The organism is Achromobacter sp. UMC46, assembly GCF_014170335.1.
Lineage (GTDB): Bacteria > Pseudomonadota > Gammaproteobacteria > Burkholderiales > Burkholderiaceae_B > Achromobacter.
Map to the genome: position 1 here is coordinate 159,186 of NZ_LZZS01000016.1, position 24,765 is coordinate 183,950.

The following is a 24,765-nucleotide window of genomic DNA, read 5'->3' on the forward strand; positions in this document are numbered from 1 at the left end:
CTTTCGGTGGGAAGCGGTTAGCGGGTGACGGCGATCAGGTCCAGCTTCAGTTCAGGGATGCCGGACGGGGCATAGATGGCGATGCTTCTTGCCTGCAGCATGCGGTCGTAGAGCGATCCGCGCGTCTGCAAGGTGAAATAGCAGGCGCCCGGCTTGACCGGGACGGCCGGCGGCACCTGCGGCGTATAGACCAGTTGCACGCCGGGCATGGCCGAGAGCACCAGCTTTTCCACATCGTCAGGCGCGCCGACCTTGAAGCGCAACGGCACGGTTTCGGCCAGTTCGCTTGCCGGCGTAGCGGCGGATACCGACAGGTACAGCGCGGTGGTCTCGTCCAGCTTGCCGGAGTCCAGGCGGCCGACGTGGAACGACGGGCGCACCTCGTCCAGCACGATCGAGAAATAGCGGGTCGAAATGACGGTGTCGAGCAGGTCTCGCAGGATCTCGTCCAGCTGCGCGAACGCGGCGCCGGGCTGGTCGTGGCGGTACGCGGGCAAGTCCGCCAGCGTGTGCACTTTCGAAAACGTCATCAGCGCGCCGGCCAGGCGCAGCATTTCCTGGAACAGGCGTTCAGGGTGCAGCTGCGGGTTGTGGAACAGGTGCGACAGCGCCGAATAGGCTTCGTTGGCGGTGTGCAGCAGCCAGAAGGACGCGACGTCGCCCGATCGGAACTCGATGATGTTCTTGCTGGGTTCGCGGTGAAAGCCGTATAGCGCGTTGACCTTCGCCTGCAGGGCGTCCAGCAGCCGGCGCAACTGCTCGAACAGCGCGCCGCAGGCCTGCACGGTCAGGCTGGGCGCAATATAGCTGGTGTCCAGTTCATACCCCGCGCTGGCGGTCCGGCGCACGCGCGCGACGGGGATGGTCAGCAGCGCGTCGCGGGGTTCGTGCTCGGACAGCAGCCGCACGTTCTTGCGCAGGAACGCCAGGTCGGCGGTGCTGGCGTTGGTATAGAGGTCGGGTGCCGGGCTGTTCTGATGCGCGTAGCGGGCGTCGAAGCCCTGGCCCTGCGCGCCATCGCGGTAGTTGCCGCCGATGTCCTTCATGGGATGCAGCGCCAGATAGAACACCGCTTCGCTCGCGCCGTCCAGGCCGTCCAGCGCCACGGCGGGCGGCAGGTCGTCGTTATGGGGCGCGTTGTAGATTTCGCCGTCGGGGAAGATGGCCGACAGTTCGGTGGCGCGCAGCATGCCGTTGGCCAGGGCCGCGGCATCGAACCGCACGGTGCGCAGCCCCCATGAATAGGGATGCAGCGCGCGGCTCATCTCTGCGAGGCGGGCCTCGTGGTAGGCGTCTTGCCGCTGAAAATGCTGGGGCCGCAGAAACAGGCCCTCACCCCATAGGACTTTCGCTGAATAACTCACGTTGGCTGGCTCTTATTTATATATAGATAGCGGGCGTTTCGTAATGACGTGGGTTGCAACTGCCTTCAGTTCGGACACTGCACCGAAGCGAGCCGGGACGGATCGAACTCAGGCACGCCCGGGGGCAGCACGATCTTGCCGGTCGTGACCGTCATCGCGCAGGCGTGGGCGCCCAAGACAATGCCGGAGTCCTCGGCGGACTTCACTTCGAACACATACTTCCAGCGCTGCGGCGCAGGCGCGTAGAACAGGGCGGCGACAGCGATGTACGTGGCGCTCTTAGGCACTTTTTCCACGTTCTCGTAGCGCTGCCCAGGCGTCAGGATGACTTCGCGGGAAGCGATGACGCTATCGCCCAGTGCTGCCTTTTCCTGCGCAGTATCAACCAATTGCGTGAGCGGTGCGCGCAGGAATGCCTCGGCATTCTTCAAATAGTATGTTTTCGTAACGACGGCCATGGGCTGGCCACTACTCGCATTCAAATTTTCTCCGGCGTGAATCGCCAATTTCACGTCGATAGGCGCATTCGGGTCCTTTTTCAGGCCCGTGATGTCGAGCGCGCTGCCCGTCATTCCGGCCACGGCGCCGATCGCCGAAACGGCCGCACAACCGCTAATTACCGAGCTCGCCGCAACCAGAGAAAAGGCCGCCAAGCATCGCGATAAATTGAGATGTTTTGACATGGCTCTTTATACCGGAACATTGCTGCGGCATGAAGATCGCAGCACGTTAAGCGACGTTTCGTGCGACGTTACATCGAGTTAATCACTGTAGTGGTGTACTAACAAAAAGTTGTTGAAATACGCGGCCTTGGTTACAACCCCACGTGCCCAAAAATGCAACTTTCTCGTCTCTTCATGATCGGCGCAATCGTGGCTCTGATGACTGGCTGCGCAGCCACTGTCAAGCCGCAGACCGACGCCGAATTCAAGCAGTCGATTACGCAGGCCACGCAGAGCCTTGCCTCCAAGGGAGGCGATCAGGCTGTGGCCCAGTTCGAGGAGATCGCGCAGCGCAATCCCTCGCGAGGCGAGCCCTGGTCCTACATCGCGAAGATCCGTTTCGACGAGCAGAAGTACGGCGAAGCGATCGTGGCGGCGGATGAAGCGCTGAACCGCGACCCCGAGGATTTCACCGCCAAGACGGTCCGTGCCGTCGGTGGCTTGCGCGTGGCCATGCAGTCACTGGCGGATCTGCGCGCCGATGCGCTCCTGGCGGGCAATGCCCGCACGGACGCGGTGGCGCTGGCCGCCGCGATGCGCGAAACGCTGGGCCAGGACGTCCTGTTCCCCGAAGGGCGCAAGCCGCCCGTGCGGCCTCGCCAACCCCCCAAGCGCGTCGATCCGCCCGCCGCTGACACGGGCGCGCCGTCAACCGCCGCGCCGGCCACGGCGGCGCCCGCCAGAATCGCTACACCCGCTGTAACCCCCTCGAACCCGGCACCCGCCGCGCCGGGTGCGACGCCGCCAGCCACGCCCGCCGCTGGCGGACGTGCGCCGGATCCGTTCGGCAATCTTCTCAAACCCTGATCGGCTCGCGGGAGCCGGCGCCGCCGGCCTTGTCAGCCTTACCAACACGCACCTCGCTGGGAGCCCTCATGGCTAAGAAAGAAAGCGTTCAGAAACGACTCCAGAAAGTGCGCCCGCCGCGCGTTCAACTGACCTATGACGTCGAGAAGGGCGACGCGATCGAGCAGAAGGAGCTTCCCTTCGTCGTGGGCGTGGTGGGCGACTTCAGCGCGCAATCCGAAGCGGAGCTGCCGCGCCTGAAGGACCGCAAGTTCGTCAACATCGATGTGGACAACTTCGATGACGTGATGAGCGGGCTGGAGCCGCGCGCGGCCTATCGCGTCAAGAACCGCTTGACGGACGAGGGCGGCACCTTCGGCGTCGACCTGAAATTCCGCTCAGTGGAAGATTTCAGGCCCGAGGCCGTGGTGCAGCAGATCGAACCGCTTAAAGAACTGTTGGACATCCGCACCAAGCTGGCCGACCTGCGCAACAAGCTCGCCGGCAACGACCGGCTGGAAGACCTGCTGGGCGAGGTGCTCAGCAGCACGGAAAAATTGCAGCAACTGACCAGCGAAGCCGGCAAGAACGGCAAGGGAGGCAGCCATGAGTAATTCCGCCGCCGCGCAGAACTCGGCCGCTCCGGCCGCCGAGGCCGATTCGGGCCTGCTCGACCAGATCGTCGAACAGAGCCGGGTGGCCAAGTCCACTGCCGAGCACGACCGCGCCAAAGACCTGATCGGCGAATTGGCCCGCGAAGTCATGAAGGGCACCGTGGTGGTGTCGGACAACCTGTCGGCGATGCTGGACGCCCGGGTCGCCGAACTGGACCGCCTGATCTCCGCGCAGCTCAGCGAAGTGATGCACGGCGCGGAATTCCAGAAGCTGGAAAGCACCTGGCGCGGCCTGCATTACCTGTGCCAGGAGAGCAACACCGGCCCGATGCTGAAGATCAAGGTGCTGAACGTCACCAAGCGCGATCTGGTGCGGGACTTCCAGACCGCCATCGATTTCGACCAGAGCCTGATGTTCAAGAAGGTCTACGAGGAAGAATTCGGCACGTTCGGCGGGTCGCCTTTCGGCGCGCTGCTGGGCAATTTCGAGATCACGCGCCAGCCCGAGGACATGTATTTCATCGAGCAGATGTCGCATGTGGCCGCCGCGTCGCACGCGCCGTTCATCGCGTCGGCGTCGCCTGAACTGCTGGGCCTGGACAGCTTTGCCGACCTGGGCCGCCCGCGCGACCTGGCCAAGGTGTTCGACACCGTCGAATACACCAAGTGGCGCAGCTTCCGGGATTCGGAAGATTCCCGCTATGTCGGCCTGACCATGCCGCGCTTCCTGGGCCGCCTGCCGTACGACCCGAAGGAAGGCACGTCGGTGGAAGGCTTCAATTTCGTCGAGGACGTGGACGGCACGGACCACGCCAAGTATCTGTGGTGCAACGCCGCCTGGGCGTTCGGCGCGCGCCTGACGGCTGCGTTCGCCGACTTCGGCTGGTGCGCGGCCATCCGGGGCGTGGAAGGCGGCGGCCTGGTGGAGAACCTGCCGACCCATACCTTCAAGACCGATGACGGTGAAATCGCGCTCAAGTGCCCGACGGAAATCGCCATCACCGACCGCCGTGAAAAGGAATTGAGCGACCTGGGCCTGATCCCGCTGGTCCATTGCAAGAACTCCGACTATGCGGCCTTCTTCGGCGCGCAGTCGGTGCAGAAAGCGAAGAAATACAACACCGACAGCGCCAACGCCAATGCGGTGCTGTCTGCCCAGTTGCAGTACATCTTTTCGGTGTCGCGCGTGGCCCATTACCTGAAAGCCATGATGCGGGACAAGATCGGCAGCTTCGCATCCGCGCAGTCAGTCGAAAGTTTCCTGAACCGCTGGGTCTCGCAGTACGTACTGCTGGACGACAACGCCAGCCAGGAACAGAAAGCGCAATTCCCGTTGCGGGAAGCCTCGGTGCAAGTCGCCGAAGTGCCGGGTCGCCCCGGCGTGTTCCGGGCCGTGGCGTTTTTGCGGCCCCACTTTCAGCTCGACGAGCTTTCGATTTCGTTGCGTCTGGTCGCGGAGCTTCCCGCCCAGGCCCAGAAATCCTGATGCCCGTCCGATAAGCGGTTTTTCAACTTGAGAGGCTATGAATGAAGGACATTTACGTCAAATTTGGCAATCCTGCGCTGAAGGGCGAGTCCCAGGACAAGGACCACCCTGACTGGATCGAAGTCGGTTCGTGGCGCCACGAGATCATCCAGCCGCGTTCGGCCACGGCCTCGACCTCGGGCGGCCACACCGCCGAGCGCACCGAGCACGGCGAAATGGTCTTCACCAAGGATCTGGATGTCGTCAGCCCGCTGCTGTATCAGCATGCCTCGGGCGGCACGACTTTCGACGAAGTGACCATCGATTTCCTGCGCGCCGACGGGGAAGGCAACCGCGTCAAGTACCTGGAGATCAAGCTCAAGTACGTGATCATTTCGCGCGTGGCGCCGGAAGTCGTCAGCGAAGGCCTGCCGCACGAATCGTTCTCGCTGAAGTACGCCGCCGTGCAGTGGAAGTACACGCAGCAGAAGGTGGGCGGCAACCAGGGCGGCAATGCGCAGGGCGCCTGGAGCCTGACCAAGAACGACAAGACGTATTCGGTCTGAACGCGACCGCGTAGGCAGCACGTGCCGCGCCCCTTTGCGGGCGCGCGGCAGGTGCTGAACGGAGGTCCGTGATGAAAGGATTCGAACCCAGCCTGTTCGACAAGCTGTTCGACGGCGACGGGCAATCTCCGCATGCCCTGCGGCGGTTGTCGGTGGAAGAAATCAAGGAAACGGTCGCGCGCGACATCGAGGCCCTGCTGAACACGCGCATGGTTTTCACGGAAGAATCGCTGAAGCGCTACCCCCATTGCCAGCGGTCGATCCTGACCTATGGGCTGTCGGATTTCTCGGGGCTGAGCCTGGCCAGCCACTACGACCGCGAGTTCATCTGCCGGTCGCTGGAGCAGGCGATCGCACGCCATGAACCGCGGCTGACGCATGTGAGGGTGGTGCTGCAGGTGGACAGCCGCGCGACATCGGTCCTGTATTTCGCGATCACCGCCATGCTGGACGCCGGGCCGGCGCACGAGCCGGTGACGTTCGACGCGACGTTGCAGCCGTCCACCTTGCAGTATTCCGTCAGCAAGGGTTGGGCCAAGGCCGCAGCGGTCGCCTGATAAAAAACAACGCACGCGGGCGCAGGCGGCACGCCGCCGGCGAGGAAGGGAAAGATGGAAGAACTGCTGCCCTATTACGAACGCGAGCTGGGTTTCCTGCGCGGGTCGTCGCGCGATTTCGCGCAACGCTATCCCAAGATCGCGGCGCGACTCGGCCTGTCCGGCGAAACGTGCGAAGACCCGCACGTGGAGCGGATGATCGAGTCGTTCGCCCTGCTGGGCGCGCGCATCAACAAGAAGCTGGACGACGACTATCCGGAGTTCACGGAAGCGCTGTTCGAGGTGATGTACCCGCACTATCTGCGCCCGTTCCCGTCGTGCTCGGTGGCGCAGTTCGACATGGGCGGCGTGGCGGCGCAACTGACGGCGCCCGTGCGGATGCCGCGCGGGACCGAGCTGAAGTCCTATCCCGTGCGCGGCGTGGCCTGCCGCTTCCGCACGGCCTACGACGTGACGCTGGCGCCTGTGGCCATCCGCCGCGCCAGCTTCGCGTCCACCGCCAACGCGCCCTCGTCGACGTCGCTGCCGCCTGGCGTGACGGGGCGGTTGTCGTTGACGCTGGCGTGCCTGGCCGAGACGCAGAATTTCTCGAACCTGGCCGTGGATACGCTGCGCGTTTATCTGCACGGCGAGCCGTCGTTCGTCGCCGCGTTGCGGGATTGCCTGTTCCTGCGCACGGCGGCCGCCTACGTCGAAACGCAGCCGGGCCGCTGGCAGCGCCTGGACACGGTGCCGCTGGCGCAAGTGGGGCTGGCGGAGACCGACGCGCTGATCGATTTTCCAGCCAGTTCGCATCCCGCCTACCGGCTGTTGGCCGAATACTTCGTCTTCTCCGAGAAGTTCAACTTCGTGGACATCGATCTGGCCGCATTGCGTCGCGCGGTGGGCACGGCGCGAGAATTCACCCTGCACCTGCCCGTCAAGGGACTGCGCGCCGATTCCAATACGGCGCGCTTGCTGGAATCGGCGTCGCCCGACCATTTCCGGTTGGGCTGCACGCCGGTGGTCAACCTGTTTTCGCAACGCGCCGACCCCATCCGCGTGACCCACGCGGCGGCGTCCTATCCGGTGGTGGCGGACGCCCGGCGCGCCTATGGCTACGAGGTCTATTCGATCGACCGCGTCCGGCAGGTACGGCAGAACGCGCAAGGCGATTCGGTGGTGGAGTTCCGTCCGTTCTATTCCCTGCATCATGGCGAAACGCCGGATCGCGCAAGCCACTACTGGACGGCGCGACGCGACGCGATGGTGGCGGAGCGCAGCCCCGGCTACGAGATGGAGATGTCCATCGTCGACATCGATTTCGATCCCTCGGTGCCGCAGACCGAAACCCTGAGCCTTGACCTGACCTGCACCAACCGGGACCTGCCCGCGCATCTGGCCGTGGGCCAGTCGGGCGGGGACCTGTTCCTGGAAGGGGGATCCGTCGCCCGCGAAATCCGCATGCTGCGCCGGCCGACCCACACCCATCGCTTCCAGCAGGGCCGCGCCGCGCATTGGCGCTTGATTTCGCATCTGGCGCTGAACCACCTGTCGCTGGTGCAAAGCGGCCTGCCCGCCTTGAAGGAAACGCTGCGCCTGTACGACTTGTCGCACGCGGCGGTGGCCGCGCGCCAGATCGAAGGCCTGGTGGGGCTGGACTACAAGCCTGCCACGCACTGGATGCCGGGCGAGCCGTTCGCGACCTTCGTGCGCGGCATCGAAATCCGGCTGACGATCAATGAAGACAACTTCGTCGGTACCAGCCTGCATGCCTTCGTGGCGGTGATCAACCGCTTCTTCGGCCTTTATGTGCACGCCAACAGCTTCGTGCAGCTGGTCGTTTTGTCGCGCAGAAGCGCGGAAGAAATCTTACGGTGCCCCCCATGCAACGGCGACGCGATCCTAGCGTAATCGAATCGCTGCTGGCCGAGCCGCAGCGTTTCAAGTTCTTCCAGGCCGTCCGGGTGCTGGAGTTGTGGTTCGCCCGTCAGGAGGGCACGCGGGCGAAGAACGCGGTGCCCGCGCACCTGCGCTTCCTGAACTCGTCGTCGCTGGGCTTTCCGGCCAGCGAGATCGCGTCGCTGACGGCCTACGACAAGGACGGCCTGCCGTTGGCCGATACCGAGTCGCGCCTGGCGGCGCTTGCGTCCGGCAAATTGGGGCGCGTGGAGATCGAGCCTGCCTTCTTCGGCCTGCTGGGCGCGCAAGGCGCGCTGCCGCTGCATTACTCCGAGATCCTGAGTCACCGCGAGAGCGCCACGCGCGATCGTGGCGCGCGCGCCTTTTTCGACATTTTCTCGAACCGCGCAGCGGCGCTGTTCTACGCGGCATGGAAGAAGTACCGCATGCCGATGCGCCACGAGACCGAGCAGGACCACCACTATCTGCCGCTGCTGTTGGCGCTGGGCGGCATCGGCCATCCCGCGCTGCGCGACCGCCTGCACCAGGGCGAGGGGCAGGTGTTCGATGAATCGCTGGCGCACTATGCCGCCGCCGCGCGGCAACGTCCGGTGTCCGCGGCTTTCCTGCAGCAGGTGCTGTGCGACTACTTCCAGGTGGACATGCGGGTCGAACAGTTCGTGGGGCGCTGGTACCACGTGCCGCCCGAGAACCGCACGCAGCTGGGCATGCCCGGCGCGGTACTGGGCGTGTCCGCGATGGCCGGCGACCGCATTTGGCAGCGCGACTTGCGCATCCGCCTGTGGATCGGCCCCTTGTCGCGGACCGCGTTCGCGGATTTCCTGCCGGGCGGCGCCCGCGCGCAAGCATTGGAAAAGCTGCTGACGATGTTCGGCGGCATGAGCTTCGAATACGAAGTGCGGCTGATCATGGCCCGGACGGATGTCGCCGGCAGCGTGCTGGGCGGGGACGGGGACGGCGCCCGGCTGGGCTGGAATTCCTTCCTGTGCACCGCCCCGGTCGACGCCGACCGCGACGACGCCAGCTACGAATTGCACACCATTCATTGAGAACAAGACGAACGAGAACATGGCCACCCCGCTGAAAACCCTGATCGCGAAGCTGAACCAGACCTGCCGCCAGGCCGCCGAACGCGCCGCCAGCCTGTGCATGGCGCAGGGGCACTACGAAGTGGACCTTGAACACCTTTTCCTGGCCTTGCTTGAACGGCCCGCCAGCGACTTCAGCATGGTGGCGCGGCGCAGCGGCATTGAGGCCTCGGTGCTGGAGGCCGACTTGAACGCCGAGATCCGCGGCTTCAAGAACGGCAATACCCGGACGCCGGTGTTCTCGCCGCACTTGCCGCGGCTGTTCGAACACGCGTGGCTGATCGCGTCGCTGGATACGCAGACGACGCGTATCCGCTCGGGCCATCTGCTGCTGGCGCTGTTGACCGAGCCCGACCTGGCGGCGCTGGCGCGGCGCGGATCGCGCTTGTTTGAGTCGTTCCGGCTGGATGCGCTGAAGCACGACTTCGCCGCGTTGACGGCGGGCTCGGAAGAGGCGGGCCAGTCCGTCGCGTTGGGCGATGGCGCCGATGCCGCCGCCGGCCAGGATGCCGCCGCGCCCGCGGCCGCGCTGTCCAAGACGCCGGCGCTGGATCAGTACACGGCCAATCTGACGGAGCGTGCGCGCGAAGGCAAGATCGACCCCGTGATCGGGCGCGACGCCGAAATCCGCCAGATGATCGATATCCTGACGCGGCGCCGCCAGAACAACCCCATCCTGACCGGCGAGGCCGGCGTGGGCAAGACGGCGGTGGTCGAAGGGTTGGCGCTGCGCATCGTGGCGGGCGATGTGCCGCCTGCGCTTGCGGGCGTGGCCTTGCGCACGCTGGACCTGGGCCTGCTGCAGGCCGGCGCCAGCGTCAAAGGCGAATTCGAGAACCGCCTGAAGCACGTGATCGACGAGGTCAAGCAAAGCCCGGCACCTGTGATCCTGTTCATCGACGAAGCGCACACGATGATCGGCGCGGGTGGGCAGGCGGGCCAGAACGATGCCGCCAATCTGCTCAAGCCGGCGTTGGCGCGCGGCGAATTGCGCACCATCGCCGCCACCACGTGGAGCGAATACAAGAAGTACTTCGAAAAGGACGCGGCGCTGGCCCGCCGCTTCCAGGTCGTCAAGGTGGAAGAGCCCAGCGAAGCGTTGGCCGCCAGCATGCTGCGCGGCATGGCGCCGCTGATGGAAAGCCACTTCGGCGTGCGCGTGCTGGACGAGGCGATCGTGGCCGCGGCGCGCCTGTCGCACCGCTACATCAGCGGCCGGCAGCTGCCCGACAAGGCCGTCAGCGTGCTGGACACGGCGTGCGCCAGGGTGGCGTTGGGCCGCAGCGCCACGCCGGCGCTGATCGACGATGCGCGCCATCGCCTGGCGCGGCTGGATACCGAGCGCGCGGCGCTGCAACGCGAGGCGGCTGCGGGCGCAAGCCCCGCTGCGCGCCTGCGCGAACTGGACGAGGAAATGGCGGCCGTGCGCCAGGGGCTGGCCGACGCCGAGGCGCGGCTGGCGCAAGAGAGCGAGCTGGTGCGCCAGATCCATGCGCTGCGCGAAGAACTGGAAGCCGCTGGCGTGCCGGCGACGCCCGAGCCTGCGGCCAAACGCCGTCCGGCCAAGGCGACGGAACCGTCGCCCGGCCAGGCGCAACTGGCCGAGCTGCAGCAGCAACTGCGCGTCTTGCAAGGCGACGCGCCGCTGGTGCCCGCTTTTGTCGACGCCCAGGTCATTGCCGAGATCGTTTCGGCCTGGACCGGCATTCCGCTGGGCCGCATGGTGAATGACGAGATTCGCACCGTGCTGGAACTGCAGCCGTTGCTGGCGGAACGCGTGATCGGGCAGGACCACGCGCTGCACGCGATCGCGCAGCGCGTGCGGACGGCGCGAGCCGGGTTGGAAGATCCGAACAAGCCCAAGGGCGTGTTCCTCTTCGTCGGGCCGTCGGGCGTTGGGAAGACCGAAACCGCGCTGGCCGTGGCCGACGTGCTGTATGGCGGCGAGCGCAAGCTGGTCACCATCAACATGAGCGAATACCAGGAGGCGCACAGCGTGTCGGGCCTGAAGGGATCGCCGCCGGGCTACGTGGGGTATGGCGAAGGCGGCGTGCTGACGGAAGCCGTGCGCCGGCAGCCCTACAGCGTGGTCTTGCTGGACGAGATCGAGAAGGCGCATCCCGACGTGCTGGAGTTGTTCTTCCAGGTGTTCGACAAGGGCGTGATGGATGACGCCGAAGGCCGCGAGATCGACTTTCGCAACACGCTCATCATCCTGACGTCCAACGTGGGTTCGTCGGCGATCATGCAGGCTTGCCTGAACAAGAGCGCCGAGGAACGGCCCGATGCGGAAGGCTTGGAAGCCCTGCTGGCGCCGCAGCTGTACAAGGCCTTCAAGCCCGCATTCCTGGGCCGCATGAAAACCGTGGCCTACTACCCCGTCGACGACGACGCGCTGGCGCGCATCATCGGCTTGAAACTGGGCCGCATCGCCGCGCGCGTGCAGGCCAACCACCGCGCCGTATTCGACTGGGACGACGCGCTGATCGAGGCCGTGCTGGCGCGCTGCACTGAAGTCGACACGGGCGCGCGCAACGTCGACCACATCCTCAACGGCACGCTGCTGCCGCAGATCGCCGAGCAGGTCCTGGGCCGCATGGCGCAGGGCGAGGCGATCGCGCGCATCCGCGTAACGGCGGGCAAGAACGGCGATTTCCGCTACCGCCTGACCTGACTCCGGAACCCCACGCCATGCCTCCCGATTCCGTGTCCCTCTCCCGCTTGCCCGCCGCCGGTACCGATCAGGCCAACCGGCTGCTTGACCTGAGCACGCCGCTGGGCGCGAACAAACTGGTGGCTGAAACGCTGACAGGGGTGGAAAGCCTGTCGGGCGGCGGGTTCCGCCTGGACCTGACCGCCTTGTCCGAAGACGCGCATATCCCGTTGAAGGCCCTGTTGGGCCAACCGGTGACGCTGCGGCTGCAAACGGCGCTGGAGCGCGGGCAGCCCCGGCTGTGGCACGGCCATGTGACGGGCGCGGCGTATCAAGGCGCCAACGGCGGCATGGCAAGGTATGGCTTGACCGTGGAGCCGTGGCTGGCCTTCCTGCGCCAGCGGCACGACAGCTTCGCGTACCAGGACCGCACGGTGTTCGATATCGTCGAGAGCATCTTCGCCGACTACAAGGACAGCGGCGTGCTGGCGCCGCAATGGCGCTGGGAACTGCGGGACCGGGCCAGCTACGCCAAGCGCAGCCTGACAGTCCAGTATCGCGAAACCGACTACGCCTTCGTGGACCGGCTGCTGGCGGAAGAGGGGCTGTTCTACTGGGTGGAGCACAAGGACGACGGCCACACCCTGGTCATCGCGGACCACAACGGCGCCTTCAAGCCCGGGCCGCAGGCCAGCGTGCGTTTCGCGCGGGCGGACGTGACGGAAACCGAAGACAGCATCCAGCAATGGAGCCGGCGCCAGCGCTGGCAGACCAACGGCGTGCGGCTGGCCAGTTGGGACTACCGTGGCGCCCAGGCGCGTCCCGTGTCCGCGCAGGCGGCCGCCGGCAACCTGGCCAACGACAGGGAGCTGGTGCACTGCGACTATCCGGGGCAATACGCCTACGAGGACAGCGCGCAGGGCGAGCGGCTGGCGCACAACGCCTTGGCCGCGCTGCGGGCGCGCCAAGACTGCGTGGAAGGCGCGGGCACCGTGCGCACGCTGGCGCCCGGGCAGCGTTTCGAGCTGACAGGCCACTATCAGCAGGACGGGCAGCGCGCGTATGTCGTGATCGCCATGACACATCAGGCGCGCAACAACTTCGACGCCGATCTGGGACGAGCCGTCGGCGAAGCGGGGGCCCCGGAGGCGGACGAGGATTTCTACCGCAACCGCTTCACCTGCATCGGCGTCGACACCGAGTTCCGCCCCACGACGGTGGACGGCCACGGCGCGCGCGTGCATCCGCGCCCCACGGTGTTCGGCGCGCAGACGGCGCTGGTGGTGGGGGCCGAAGCGCCTGTGCTGACGGACCGCGACCATCGCATCAAAGTGCAATTCCACTGGCAGCGGGGCAAAGCCTCCAGCAGCCGCCTGGCGCACCCTTCAGGCGACGAGAACGCGCCCGCCAAGGATGAGCTGGGCACCTGGGTCCGCGTCGCGGAACCGGTGGCCGGCGGCGATTGGGGCGGCCATTTCGTGCCTAGAGTGGGGCAGGAGGTGCTGGTGGAGTTCCTGCACGGCGATATCGACCGACCCGTCGTGGTGGGGGCGCTGTACAACGGCGAGGGCGCCGAAGACGCGTCGCACAATCAAGTGCAGGCGGGCGGCGCCAACGCGACCGGCAATGCGCCCGCCTGGTTCGCCGGCGGCCAGGACGGCCACGCGCACAACGTGGTGATGTCCGGGTTCAAGACGCAGGCGTTGTCCGACAGCGGCACGGGCACGGGCGGATACAACCAGCTGGTCCAGGACGATACGCCGGGGCAGTCGCGGTTGACCGCCTCCACGACGCAGGCGGACAGCCGCTTGAACCTGGGCCATATCAAGCAGCAACGCGACAACGAGCGGCTGGAAGACCTGGGCTATGGCGCGGAACTTTCCACCAAGGAAGCCGTGGCGGTGCGTGGCGGTTCGGGCCTGCTGATCAGCGCCGACCTGCGCGAAAACGCCGACGGCGCGCTGCTGGACAGCGCCGAAGCCGCCAAACAGGTCAAGGGCGCGATGACGGCCGCCAAGGAGCTGGCCGACACCGCGGTCAGGCAAAAGGCGGTTCTGGAAGGCGACCCGCAGACGCTGCCTGCGCAAGCCGCGCTGGCCAGCATCCTGGCGGTGGTGGAGGCGACGCAGGACGACCCGAATACGGCCGGCGTGGCGGTGGCGGCCTATGGCGAACCGCATATCCAGGTCAGCGCGCCCAGCGGCATTGGCCAGTACACGCCGGCCGACGCCTTCCTGGTGGCGGGCAAGACATTCGCCCAAGTGGCGCCGGATGTGAACTGGGCCAGCAGCGCCAACCTGGCGATGGGCGTGGCCGCGGGCGCAGTGCTGTACACCATGGGGCTTGCGGCCTCCGGCGGTCGGCCCGTCAAGGAAAGCGGACTGCGCCTGCACGCGGCAGGCGGCAAGTTGCGGGTGCACAGCCAGGAGGCCAAGATGACGCTGACGGCCGAGAAGGCCGTGACGGTCGCGTCGGCGGACGCCAACGTGACCGTCCAAGCCGCCAAACGCGTGCTGGCCACGGCGGGCGGCGCCTATCTGCGCATTGAAGGCGGCGGCATCCAGCTGCACGCGCCGGGCAAGGTGGAACTGAAGGCGGGCGTGCATAACTGGGTCGGACCGCAGACCAGCGACGCCAGGCTGGCGTTCAACGACGGTTCGCCGCTGTGCGAAGCCCGGGTGCGCGGCGCGGCCCAACAGGGCGGCGCCTTGGTGCCGCTGGGTTAGGCGCGCCATGCTGGACTATCGAATCCTGAAGGCGTTTCACCTGGGCCTGGTGCAGGATGACCAGGCACGGGGCATGCCCGATTTCATCGACCCCGAGCCCATCGTGCCGCCGGCGTTGGCCGGCATGCCGGCCCTGATGCCCCGGCTGGCGGATTTGGCCGGCCTGGACGCCGGGCAGGCCGTGGCGGTGCTGGCCAGTTTGAACCAGCAGGTGCAGGCGGGCGAGGCCCCCTGGCTGGCGGCGCTGCTGCGTTCCGACCGGCCGGAGCGGGTGGCGAGGCATCTGCGGTCCCGGCTGGTGATCGACATGGCGGGGACCGGCCCGTGCTTCTTCCGCTTCTTCGATCCGCGCGTGCTGGTGCAATTGCCGTGGATGCTGGCGCCTGCCCAATTAGCCTGGCTGTTCGGCCCCGTGCAAGCCTTCCATGTGTGCCTGCACCAGGCTTGGCATACGGTCGAACGCCCCGCAGCGGAGGCGGCGCCGCATCTGGCGCTTACGCCCGAACAATCGTTCGCGCTGGTCCACGTGCAACCGATGAATGAAGTCCTGGCCGGGTTGGAAGGGCTGGACATCGACGGACGCATCCGGCTGGGCCGCGCTGTCATCGGCCATTTCCGCACCGCGCGGGATCTGGGCCTGCGGACGCTGCCCGACCGCAAGGCGTTTGCGCGCCACGCCTTGGCGGTGCATGCCGACTTCTACCGCCACGATCAGGTGCAGGCGTGCCTGCGCGCAATGGACGACCAAGACGACCATCCCTATGTCGCCGCCACGCAAGCGCTGGACGACGAAGATTGGTCGCGGATTCACACCGATATGAGCCGAACTGGAGAGCAGCATGGCCGATGATCCCAAGAATTGCGGCAAGAAGCGGTCCTCGTTGAATTGCGAGGAAGACTGCCCCTTCCATCGCGTCGGCCTGCCCATCATGCCGCTGCGTTACGCGGTGCTGCCGGCCGACGACATGTTCGCGCCGCTGACGGGCGAATTCGAAGGCATCGAACTCGTGGACAAGCCGTTGGGACAAGGCGCGCGTTACGGGGTGCGCCTGTTGCGCACGGGCTACCTGTACGTGTACGACGAAGCACAACGGGAGTTGAAGGGGTATTACGTCAACGAGAACGCCACGCTGTACAACTTCGACCTGGACAAGCCGGTCGAAGCCTGCGACCGCGCTTTCACCTGCACGATGGACCACGAGGCGCGGGCGTCGCTGCTGACCATCCCGAACGCGCGCCGGGCCACGTTCGTGTGGTTGGCGTTTTCGGACGTGCAGTGGACGAAGGACACCTGCAAGGCGCACAAGGGCAGGGCCGGCGCGCAGATGCGCGAGCGGCACATGTTCAAGTTCGACGTGCAGGCGTGGCTGAGCAGCAAGCAGCATCCGAACGCCAAGCGCATCAATACGCTGAAGGATACGGCGGCGGACTATGTGGTGCATCGCAAGCAGAACCTTACCCATAGCGAGAAGACCCGGGTGCTGGGATGGAGCACGGTCGGCTACATGGACGTCAAGGGCTGGATGGGCGGCATGATCGAAGACGCGGCGGAAGCGTTTTCGCCCGGCAACGGGCTGATGCTGGCTCTGCCCGACGGCACCGGCGTGCTGCAGGACGTGGCGCGCCTGATGCGCTACCGCTTTGACGAGTTCGTCTCGAACCGCGAAGACATCCGTCAACTGACGGTATCCAAGTCCATCGAGTCGCTGCGCGAGATCGTCATGCAGACCGCCGAGACGCGGTTCCTCAACCAGCGCGCCACCGATGCGACCAACCAGTCCGTGTACGGAACGACCACCCCGAACATGATGGGGACGGGCGGCGGAGGCTCGGCCCTGGGCCAGATCCTGGCCGACGCATTGATCGACGGCCATCGCGAGCAGCGCGAGGCGGAAGCCGACCGCTACCGGTATCCGACGGAGCAAGAGCGCTGGACGGTCAAATGGAACGAATGGAAGGACTACTTGGACGCCTACGACGAGAAGGCGCGCGCCGATTGGCAAAAGGACTTTGACGGCCGGCTGGGGAAGTTCGACGCGGAAGTCATCGTGCCGCTGGCGAAGGCACACGTCGCCTGGATGACTTGCGACCACACCATTTCGTCGTTCGGCTGCAATTACGACGTCAAGAACGTGGACAGCGGCGAGGTTTTCCAGACGGTGTTCTCGCTATGCGTGGACGGCACCCAGGACAAGAAGGCCTGCTTCGACCTGTATACGCGGTGGTTGCAGGGCGAACCGACGGACACCAGCAACCTGCTGTTGCGCGCCATGGTCCACAACCAGGACCTGATCGCTGAAAAGGTGGTGGAGGCGCATGACGCCATCGTCGACTGGAAGGCGATCCCCTGGGGCAATCTGCACGAGACCTACAAGACCGCGCTGCAGTCGCTGAGCAAGGGGCGCCTGGACAAGTCGGCGCGGCTGATGGAGCAATTGATGGGCCCCATCGTGGGCCTGTTGCGCTTGGGTGTCGACCATCGGATCGCGCGCAAGATCGCGGTGCTGCTGGGCTTGGTGACCGAAAAACCCGTTGTGATCGTCGATGTGGTGGGCAGCAAGAAGGCGTTTCGCGCCGCGCTGATCCGCGAGGTCCTGCGCCAGCATGGTTCGCAGGTCAACGTGCGCCAGATGGAGCGGGCCGTCTCGGACGAACTGCGGCGCCTGGAGATCAAGGGCGAGCAGTTGGAAGGGACGGACAAGAAGCAGTGGTTTATGGTGGTGGACCGAGAGGCGGCGTCCAGCGTGCCGACCGACCTGAATGGGAATGAGCAGGCGCGTCGCCTGGCTCAGTCCACTATGACCATCGAGGAATACGAAGCGCGGGAAATGTCCCGTTGGCGGACCGTCATCAACACCGACGTTCGGGTGGGCGCGGTCAGCTGCCTGTTCCAGGCGGTGACGCTCTACAAGCTGTGGAGCGACCTGGACACGGCGATGCTGCACGAGCGCAAGGACGCCAGCTGGAAGTTCGTCGTGGGCATCGCGGGGGCGGGAGGCTCGTTCGCCGAGGTGCTGGGCGTGGCGCTGAAGGCGCAGGGCGCGGCCGGCATGCGGCTGGGCGCGGGCATCGGGCTGGAAGCCACCGGCACGCTGTTGGCGCGCTGGGGCGGGCGGATCGGCGTCGTCACGGGCGTCATCATGGCCATTTTCGATTTCAAGAGCGGCGCGCAGCAGATCAACGTCGAGCGCAATGGCCTGATGGGCGGTCTGTACATCGCGTCGGGCATCTTCAGCCTGGCGCTGATCGCCGCGTTTGCCATGGCGTCCACGGTCTTCGGCATCATCTTCGCGGTGGCCCTGATCATCGTCGCCATCCTGATCGAGTATTTTAAGGACGACAAGATCAAGGAGTGGCTCAAGCGTTGCCTGTGGGGCAAGTTCCAGGGGCAGTCGGGCACGGACTACTACTATGGGTTGCAAGACGAAATGAACAATCTGCGCCTGGCCCTGGGAGGGGATTGATGGATTTCACGGGGTTGATCCCGAAGTTTCAGAACAACCGGCCGCTGTCGGATGCCGAGCGGCAACACCGGCTGTCGCAGAAGAAGCGCCTGGACGTGCCGTTGCTGGCCCAGCTGTGCGTGGTCAAGATGGATTCGCAACTCCTGGTGTCGGTGGACCGCTGGTACGGCTGGCGCGGCTTCGTGGCGCTGATGGGCGCCATCCCCGTCGCCTTCGCGATCTGGGGCGTGGCCTATTTCTCCTGGCTGCTCGCGTTCGGCGGGCTTCCCGACGAGAACGGCTTGTGGGAAGCCGTCTATGTCTGCATCGCCATGTTTGTTGCCCTGGGCGCGTTCGGGGCGTGGCTGGCCGGCAAGGAACTGTTCCGCTGGACGCACTATCCCATCATGCTGGACCGCAAGCACCGCCAGGTGCACGTGTTCCGCCTGGACGGCACGGTGTTGTCGGCGCCCTGGGACAAGATCTATTTCACCCTGGGCAGAGGCAAGGGGCTGTTCGGTTCGTTCAACTGGGACATCCGCGGGCTGATCCTGGACGATGACGGCCAGACCGTCCGCGAGACCTTCGCCTTCTGCATCGCGACCAGCCGCGAGGAGAACGCCTGCTCCCATTGGGAGTTTCTACGCCGGTACATGGAGGAAGGGCCCCAGGCCGTCATCCAGGAGGTCAAATTCTGCATGCCGGTAGACGGCCGGCGGGAGAGCTTCGCCTTCAGCAAGGAACGGGTCTTCGCCAACGACGCGCAAAGCCCGGGGCTGATGTACGTCACGATGATCCCGTTCAACTATCTGCACACACTCATGCGGTGGGCGGTGATGCGGACCAGCCGAATTCCGGCGTTTCCCGCCGACATCGAGGCGTCGCTTACGCCGGACCCCAACGACATGTACGTGCGCGACGCGTCCATCAACCCCGAGGACTTGCGGTAGGGGGCGGCGCGCTTGCCCCGCTAGCGCCCAAGCCGCGCATCGATGAATGCGCTGATCGCGCGGGTCTCGTCGTTGTCCGCGCCCACGTCGGCATTGATCTGCGCGTGGTTGCGCGCAACGCCTACGAGTTCCGCCTGGCCGCCTTGCGCTTTCAGCTGGTCGGCATAGCGCTGCGATCGGCGGCACGGGTCGGGCCGCAGCGTCGAACACACGAATAGCGCCGGCGGTTGCGGGCCGCGCAGTTGCGCGGCGGGCGACGCCGCCGCCCATTGCTCGGGGGCGGCGCCGAAGGCCTCGTCGTAGAAGGGGGCGTGCGGGCGGGGCATGACGTCCAGCAGGTCGAAGCCTGCGCCGTCCAGGATCACGCTGGCCAGCCAGGCTTGCGCGCCGGTGCGCTGCCGCATGGATTCGTCGGCGGCCAGCAGCGCCAGCAGGTGGCCGCCCGAGGAATGCCCCATGACGACGAGGCGGTCCGGGTCGGCATGCCATTGCCCGGCGCGCTGGCGGATCCAGGCCAATGCGCGACCCAGGTCCTCGGCCTGGGCTTCGGGGCGCGCCTGCGGCAGCAGCCGCGTGTTGACCGACACGACCACAAAGCCCTTGGGCAGCCAATAGGCCAGCTTGTTCTGGACGACTTCGGGCGCCGCCTTGTCGCCGTTCTTCCACGATCCCCCATGGACGACGACGAGGATGGGGGCAGCGTCCGGCGCGCCGGCGGGCAGATAGACGTCGGCGGCCTGGGCAGCGTCCGGCCCGTAGTGCTGGTCCGGCAACGAGGCGGCCGATGTCGGCCCGTGCAGGGCGGCGGTCAGGAACAAGGCGGGCAGCAGGCGAAGGGCGCGCATGGACGTCCGGGGCGGGGAACGAGGGCGGGGTTACTGTAACGCGGGACGGGATGCCGTGGCCCGGGCCTGCGCCAGACGCCCACCTGTGGCATGCTGCGGCCGATCTTCTCCTTCTGTGCGACGACGCCTTTCCGCAATGCCTAGCTTCCTGCTCCGAGTTTGCGACTTCCTGCTGCTGGCTGCTGCCGCGGCGCTCTTCGGCGCCTGCCTGACCTCGCTGCTGACGACGGACGCCTATGGCTGGGTGATTCCCGATGCGCCGTACCTGTACGAGCCCCGCGACTTCTATGCCGACTCGGGGCTGGCGGGGTTGGCGGGCCTGCTGGCGTTGATCGCGGCCGAGCGGCTGCTGAAAGTGCCCCGGTCGGCCGGGTGGCGGGCTGGGGCGGGGTTGGCCGCCGCGCTGCTGGCCTTGTACCTGGCGCCGCCCTCGCCGCAGGTCTTCGGCAACACCTGGGCGTCTGGCGAGGCGACGCGGGAACTCTTCCTGGCGCAGTGGCGGCTGGTGCTGCCGATCGCGCTGGTCGTAGCGGTGCTTCGGGGCGCACTTTGGCGCCTGGCCGGCCGGCGTCCGGGCTAGGGCCGACAGCCGGCGTTCAGCCTGGTCGGTGACCGGGGAATCTCGCGAAATTTCCGGGAATTGCGCTAGGATTACCGCGCAAATACCGCCGCACGTTTCCGCCCCGCCTGGAGAACCCCCGCATGACCTCCCTTGATTCGTTTGCCATCACCAAGAAGTGGCCCGCCGCCCACCCCGACCGTATCCAGCTGTATTCGCTGCCCACGCCCAACGGCGTGAAGGTATCGATTCTGCTGGAGGAGCTGGGCTTGCCTTACGAACCGCACCGCGTCAGTTTCGACACGAAGGACCAGTTCACGCCCGAATTCCTGTCGATCAGCCCGAACAACAAGATTCCGGCCATCCTGGATCCCAATGGCCCGGACGGCAAACCGCTTGCGCTGTTCGAATCCGGCGCCATCCTGATCTACCTGGCCAGCAAGACGGGCCAGTTCATCCCGGCGGACACGGCGGGGCGGTACGAGACGCTGCAATGGATCATGTTCCAGATGGGCGGCATCGGGCCCATGTTCGGCCAGTTGGGCTTCTTCCATACGTTCGCCGGCAAGGAATACGAAGACAAGCGTCCGCGCGACCGCTACGTGGCCGAGTCCAAGCGCCTGTTGGGCGTGCTGGACCAGCGCCTGCAAGGCCGCGACTGGGTCATGGGCGATGAATACACCATCGCCGACATCGCCATCCTGCCGTGGGTGCGCAACCTGGTCGGCTTCTACGGCGCCGGCGACCTGGTCGAATTCTCGCAGTTCAAGAACGTGGCCCGCGTGCTGGAAGCCTTCGTCGCCCGCCCGGCAGTGGCGAAGGGCCTGACGATCCCTGCCGCCTGACGGCGCGGCCAGGCAGCCGCCATGGAACTCCGCCAGTTGCGTTACTTCGTCCGCGTTGTCGAGGCGGGCAGCATCGGCCGCGCGGCCATGTCCCTGGGCATGGTCACCTCCGCCCTCAGCCAGCAGATCAGCCGGCTGGAAGGCGAGCTTTCGACCCGATTGCTGCAGCGCAGCGCCAGCGGCGTCGTGCCGACAGACGCCGGGCTGGCGTTCTTCCGCCAGGCCCAGCTTGCCCTGCGCCATGCCGACGACGCCGTGACGGCCGCCCAGCAGGCGCGGCTGGCGGGCCATGTCAGCGTGGGGCTGCCGTCGACCACGGCCGCCATTCTGGGGGCGCCGTTCCTGCAGGCCATGAACGAGCGCTACCCCGACATCCGCCTGCATCTGGTCGAGGCGCTGTCGGGCCATTTGGCCGACATGCTCAACGGCCGCCTGCTGGACCTGGCCATCGTGTTCCATGCCGAGTCCGCGCGGCGCTGGAGCCTCATGCCGCTTCTGGATGAACCGCTGTACCTCTGCGCCCGGCGCGACATGCCGGGCGTGCCCGAGGGCGGCACGACGCGGCTGGAGGCCATTGCACACCTGCCGCTGGTGTTGCCCAGCGGCCGCCATGGCTTGCGCGCGCTGGTCAACAACGCGTTCCAGCAATTGGGGCAGGCGCCCCGCGTGGTGGCCGAAGTCGACGGACTGTCGTTGCTGATGGACGTGGTGCAACTGGGCAACGCCGCCACCATCCAGCCCAGCTCGGCCACGGCGCGGATGGCGCCCGGCCAGCTGCACATGGCGCGCATCGACGACGCGCACCTGTTCCGCCCCAATCTGCTGGCCAGCCTGTCCGACGAGGAACTGTCTCCAGCCGCGCTGGCCGCCCGCCTGGTGCTGGCCGACGTGTCGCGCACGCTGGCGCGCAACGGCAAATGGCCGGTGGTGGCCCTTCACGAATCGTGAACACCCGTTGACGCCTGCCTGATATCGCAAGCGCCGCCCGCTGGGTACAGTCGGTCCCTTGATTCGGGGACGATGGCATGGTGGACGTCTTGGTGGTGGGAGGGGGCAATGCGGCGCTGTGCGCGGCCCTGATGGCGCGCGAGGCCGGCGCAAGCGTGATGCTGCTGGAAGCGGCGCCGCGTGAATGGCGCGGCGGCAATTCGCAGCACACGCGCAATTTGCGCTGCATGCACGATGCGCCGCAGGACGTGCTGACCGACGCCTATCCCGAAGAGGAATACTGGCAGGACCTGCTGAAGGTCACGGGCGGGCTGACCAACGAGCATCTGGCGCGGCTCGTCATCCGCGAATCCTCGACCTGTCGCGACTGGATGCGCCGCCACGGCGTGAACTTCCAGCCGCCGCTGTCGGGCGCGCTGCATGTGGCGCGCACCAATGCCTTCTTCATGGGCGGTGGCAAGGCGCTGGTGAACGCCTATTACCGCAGCGCCGAGGCGTTGGGCGTGCAGATCCGCTACAACGCGCCGGTCGATGCGCTGGAACTCGAAGACGGCCGTTTCAAGGCCGCGCGCATCGGGGCCGAACGCATCGAGGCGCGCGCTTGCGTGCTGGCGGCGGGAGGCTTCGAATCCAACCGGGAATGGCTGCGCGAAGCGTGGGGCCAGAACGAACGCGGCGAATGGCCGGCCGACAACTTCCTGATCCGCGGCACCCGCTTCAACATGGGCGTGTTGCTGAAATTCATGCTGGATGCGGGCGCCGACGGCATTGGCGACCCGTCCCAATCGCATTGCGTGGCGATCGACGCGCGGGCGCCCCTGTACGACGGCGGCATCTGTACGCGTATCGACTGCGTATCGCTGGGCGTGGTGGTCAACCGCGACGCCGTGCGCTTCTACGACGAAGGCGAGGACTTCTGGCCCAAGCGCTACGCCATCTGGGGGCGGCTGACGGCCATGCAGCCCGGGCAGATCGCCTATTCCATCATCGACGCCAAGGCCATCGGCCGCTTCATGCCGCCGGTGTTTCCGGGCGTGCAGGCCGATACCCTGCCCGAGCTGGCCGTAAAGCTGGGCCTGGACCCGGCAACGTTCGAGGCGACCCTGCGCGACTACAACGCGTCCTGTCGCGTCGGCACGTTCGACCATACCGCGCTGGACGATTGCCACACCGAAGGCGTGACGCCCGCCAAGACACACTGGGCGCGGCCGATCGACACCGCGCCGTATTACGGCTATGCGCTGCGCCCGGGCATCACCTTCACCTACCTGGGCCTGAAGGTGGACGACACCGCCGCGGTCCGGTTCAACGATGTGCCTAGCGACAACCTGTTCGTCGCCGGCGAAATGATGGCCGGCAACGTGCTGGGCAAGGGCTACACGGCGGGGGTGGGCATGTCCATCGGCACCGCGTTCGGCCGCATCGCCGGCACCCAGGCCGCCGCCGCCGCGCGCGCCCAGACCCTTGCGAAGAGGACGACATGAAGCAGCTTGAAGCCCTGGCCCGCGAGGCGCAGTCGTTTTCCACCCAGCATGCCGAGCCCGCGCCCGCCATGGCCGAGCAGCCGGTGCGCTGGCTGGGCAAGCAGGCCAAGCCCCAGGCCGAACTTCTGACGGCCGATGAAACCGAAGTCGCGCGCGTCATGCAGATCTGCAACGCCTGCCGCTATTGCGAAGGCTTCTGCGCCGTGTTCCCGGCCATGACGCGGCGCCTGGAATTCGGCAAGGCCGACCTGAATTACCTGGCCAACCTGTGCCACAACTGCGGCGCCTGTCTGCACGCCTGTCAGTACGCGCCGCCGCATGAATTCGCGGTGAACGTCCCGCAGTCGATGGCCCGCGTCCGCATGCAGACCTATACCGACTACGCCTGGCCCGCAGCACTGGGCACGCTATACAAGCGCAACGGCCTGGCCTTGTCGCTGGCCACCGCGGGCGGCCTGGCGCTGTTCCTGGTGCTGGCGGTGCTGTTGGCGGGCGGCTTGTTCCACGAGCCCCTGGCCGGCAATTTCTACGCCGTGTTCCCGCACAACACGCTGGCGTTGATGTTCGGCGCGGTGTTCGGATTTTCGATGCTGGCGCTGGGCGTGGGCGTCACGCGCTTCTGGCGCAACGTCAGTCCGGGGGCGGCCTCCGGCGCGGCGGTGGCGGAGGCGGCGCACGACGCGTTGCGCCTGCGCTATCTGGATGGCGGGCACGGCAAGGGCTGCAACAACGCGGACGACGCCTTCACCTTGTGGCGTCGCCGATTCCACCACTTCACGTTCTACGGCTTCATGCTGTGCTTCGCGGCCACCTGCGTGGCCACGCTCTATCACTATCTGCTGGGCCAGCAGGCGCCGTATCCGTTCTGGAGCGCGCCGGTGCTGCTGGGCACGGCAGGCGGCATCGGCCTCCTGATCGGGCCGGCGGGCTTGCTGTGGCTGAACGTCAAGCGCCATCCGCAACAAGGCGACGCCGCGCAAAAGCCGATGGACCGGGGCTTCATCCTGCTGCTGTTCCTGACCAGCGCCACGGGCCTCGCGCTGCTGGCGGGACGCGATGGGAGCTCGATGGCGCTGTTGCTGGCGATTCATCTGGGCGTGGTGATGGCGCTGTTCCTGACGCTGCCTTACGGCAAGTTCGCGCACGGCATCTACCGCTCGGCCGCGTTGCTGAAGTGGTCCATTGAAAAGCGCCAGCCCAACAAACTGCAATTGGGATCCGACTGAGCGGATCTGTTGATCGCGGGCA

At 66.5% G+C, this 24,765-nt stretch carries 20 protein-coding genes; 17 read left to right on the forward strand and 3 right to left on the reverse strand.

Going from position 1 to position 24,765, the window contains the following annotated elements; translation table 11 throughout:
- Positions 1 to 17: 17 nt before the first annotated feature.
- On the reverse strand, positions 18 to 1,364 hold the full coding sequence (gene tssK / locus A9973_RS15250; RefSeq protein ID WP_183014584.1) for a type VI secretion system baseplate subunit TssK: 1,347 nt from the start codon (positions 1,362 to 1,364) through the stop codon (positions 18 to 20).
- A gap of 65 nt (positions 1,365 to 1,429) precedes the next feature.
- Positions 1,430 to 2,047 carry a type VI secretion system lipoprotein TssJ gene (gene tssJ / locus A9973_RS15255; RefSeq protein ID WP_183014585.1) on the reverse strand — a complete coding sequence of 206 codons (618 nt, stop codon included), beginning with the start codon at positions 2,045 to 2,047 and terminating at the stop codon, positions 1,430 to 1,432.
- Positions 2,048 to 2,245: 198 nt separating this feature from the next.
- On the opposite strand from tssJ, the gene A9973_RS15260 reads away from it, so the two are divergent.
- From A9973_RS15260 to A9973_RS15315, 12 genes are all read left to right on the forward strand, one after another.
- Entirely contained in the window at positions 2,246 to 2,893 is a 648-nt protein-coding gene (locus tag A9973_RS15260) for a M48 family metallopeptidase (RefSeq protein WP_183014639.1), read from the forward strand.
- Positions 2,894 to 2,961: 68 nt separating this feature from the next.
- Positions 2,962 to 3,486, forward strand: coding sequence for a type VI secretion system contractile sheath small subunit (gene tssB, locus A9973_RS15265; RefSeq protein WP_105557015.1), 525 nt, complete (start codon positions 2,962 to 2,964; stop codon positions 3,484 to 3,486).
- Positions 3,479 to 4,972, forward strand: coding sequence for a type VI secretion system contractile sheath large subunit (tssC, locus tag A9973_RS15270; protein ID WP_169271377.1), 1,494 nt, complete (start codon positions 3,479 to 3,481; stop codon positions 4,970 to 4,972). The genes tssB and tssC overlap by 8 nt, the downstream gene beginning before the upstream one ends.
- Before the next feature lie 41 nt (positions 4,973 to 5,013).
- Positions 5,014 to 5,517, forward strand: a complete 504-nt coding sequence (locus tag A9973_RS15275) for a type VI secretion system tube protein Hcp (RefSeq protein ID WP_006395404.1) — start codon at positions 5,014 to 5,016, stop codon at positions 5,515 to 5,517.
- 71 nt (positions 5,518 to 5,588) lie between these two features.
- On the forward strand, positions 5,589 to 6,074 hold the full coding sequence (gene tssE / locus A9973_RS15280; protein WP_183014586.1) for a type VI secretion system baseplate subunit TssE: 486 nt from the start codon (positions 5,589 to 5,591) through the stop codon (positions 6,072 to 6,074).
- Between the two features lie 54 nt (positions 6,075 to 6,128).
- Positions 6,129 to 7,967 carry a type VI secretion system baseplate subunit TssF gene (gene tssF / locus A9973_RS15285; protein WP_183014587.1) on the forward strand — a complete coding sequence of 613 codons (1,839 nt, stop codon included), beginning with the start codon at positions 6,129 to 6,131 and terminating at the stop codon, positions 7,965 to 7,967.
- A complete protein-coding gene (tssG, locus tag A9973_RS15290) occupies positions 7,931 to 9,025 on the forward strand; it encodes a type VI secretion system baseplate subunit TssG (RefSeq protein WP_183014588.1) in 1,095 nt (364 codons plus the stop codon). The genes tssF and tssG overlap by 37 nt, the downstream gene beginning before the upstream one ends.
- A 19-nt stretch (positions 9,026 to 9,044) precedes the next feature.
- Positions 9,045 to 11,738 carry a type VI secretion system ATPase TssH gene (tssH, locus tag A9973_RS15295; RefSeq protein ID WP_183014589.1) on the forward strand — a complete coding sequence of 898 codons (2,694 nt, stop codon included), beginning with the start codon at positions 9,045 to 9,047 and terminating at the stop codon, positions 11,736 to 11,738.
- A 17-nt stretch (positions 11,739 to 11,755) separates the two neighbouring features.
- Positions 11,756 to 14,443: a type VI secretion system Vgr family protein gene (locus tag A9973_RS15300; protein WP_183014590.1), complete on the forward strand. Its 2,688-nt coding sequence runs from the start codon at positions 11,756 to 11,758 to the stop codon at positions 14,441 to 14,443.
- A gap of 7 nt (positions 14,444 to 14,450) precedes the next feature.
- Complete coding sequence (locus A9973_RS15305) at positions 14,451 to 15,293, forward strand: DUF4123 domain-containing protein (RefSeq protein ID WP_183014591.1); 843 nt, start codon at positions 14,451 to 14,453, stop codon at positions 15,291 to 15,293.
- On the forward strand, positions 15,283 to 17,907 hold the full coding sequence (locus A9973_RS15310) for a T6SS effector BTH_I2691 family protein (protein ID WP_183014592.1): 2,625 nt from the start codon (positions 15,283 to 15,285) through the stop codon (positions 17,905 to 17,907). Before A9973_RS15305 ends, A9973_RS15310 begins: the two co-directional genes overlap by 11 nt.
- A 14-nt stretch (positions 17,908 to 17,921) precedes the next feature.
- Positions 17,922 to 18,836: a DUF6708 domain-containing protein gene (locus A9973_RS15315; RefSeq protein WP_255469169.1), complete on the forward strand. Its 915-nt coding sequence runs from the start codon at positions 17,922 to 17,924 to the stop codon at positions 18,834 to 18,836.
- A gap of 20 nt (positions 18,837 to 18,856) precedes the next feature.
- Here A9973_RS15315 and A9973_RS15320 read toward each other — a convergent pair whose 3' ends face one another.
- Positions 18,857 to 19,681: an alpha/beta hydrolase gene (locus A9973_RS15320; protein WP_183014594.1), complete on the reverse strand. Its 825-nt coding sequence runs from the start codon at positions 19,679 to 19,681 to the stop codon at positions 18,857 to 18,859.
- A 136-nt stretch (positions 19,682 to 19,817) separates the two neighbouring features.
- On the opposite strand from A9973_RS15320, the gene A9973_RS15325 reads away from it, so the two are divergent.
- The 5 genes from A9973_RS15325 to tcuB all read left to right on the forward strand — a co-directional run bounded on the left by A9973_RS15325 (position 19,818) and on the right by tcuB (position 24,743).
- Positions 19,818 to 20,261, forward strand: a complete 444-nt coding sequence (locus A9973_RS15325; RefSeq protein ID WP_183014595.1) for a hypothetical protein — start codon at positions 19,818 to 19,820, stop codon at positions 20,259 to 20,261.
- A gap of 122 nt (positions 20,262 to 20,383) precedes the next feature.
- Positions 20,384 to 21,085, forward strand: a complete 702-nt coding sequence (locus A9973_RS15330; RefSeq protein WP_183014596.1) for a glutathione S-transferase N-terminal domain-containing protein — start codon at positions 20,384 to 20,386, stop codon at positions 21,083 to 21,085.
- A 21-nt stretch (positions 21,086 to 21,106) separates the two neighbouring features.
- A complete protein-coding gene (locus A9973_RS15335) occupies positions 21,107 to 22,033 on the forward strand; it encodes a LysR family transcriptional regulator (RefSeq protein WP_183014597.1) in 927 nt (308 codons plus the stop codon).
- Between the two features lie 77 nt (positions 22,034 to 22,110).
- The gene (gene tcuA / locus A9973_RS15340; RefSeq protein ID WP_183014598.1) at positions 22,111 to 23,517 is read left to right on the forward strand and encodes an FAD-dependent tricarballylate dehydrogenase TcuA; all 1,407 of its coding nucleotides are present in this window, start codon (positions 22,111 to 22,113) and stop codon (positions 23,515 to 23,517) included.
- The gene (gene tcuB / locus A9973_RS15345) at positions 23,514 to 24,743 is read left to right on the forward strand and encodes a tricarballylate utilization 4Fe-4S protein TcuB (protein ID WP_255469170.1); all 1,230 of its coding nucleotides are present in this window, start codon (positions 23,514 to 23,516) and stop codon (positions 24,741 to 24,743) included. Before tcuA ends, tcuB begins: the two co-directional genes overlap by 4 nt.
- Positions 24,744 to 24,765 lie beyond the last annotated feature (22 nt).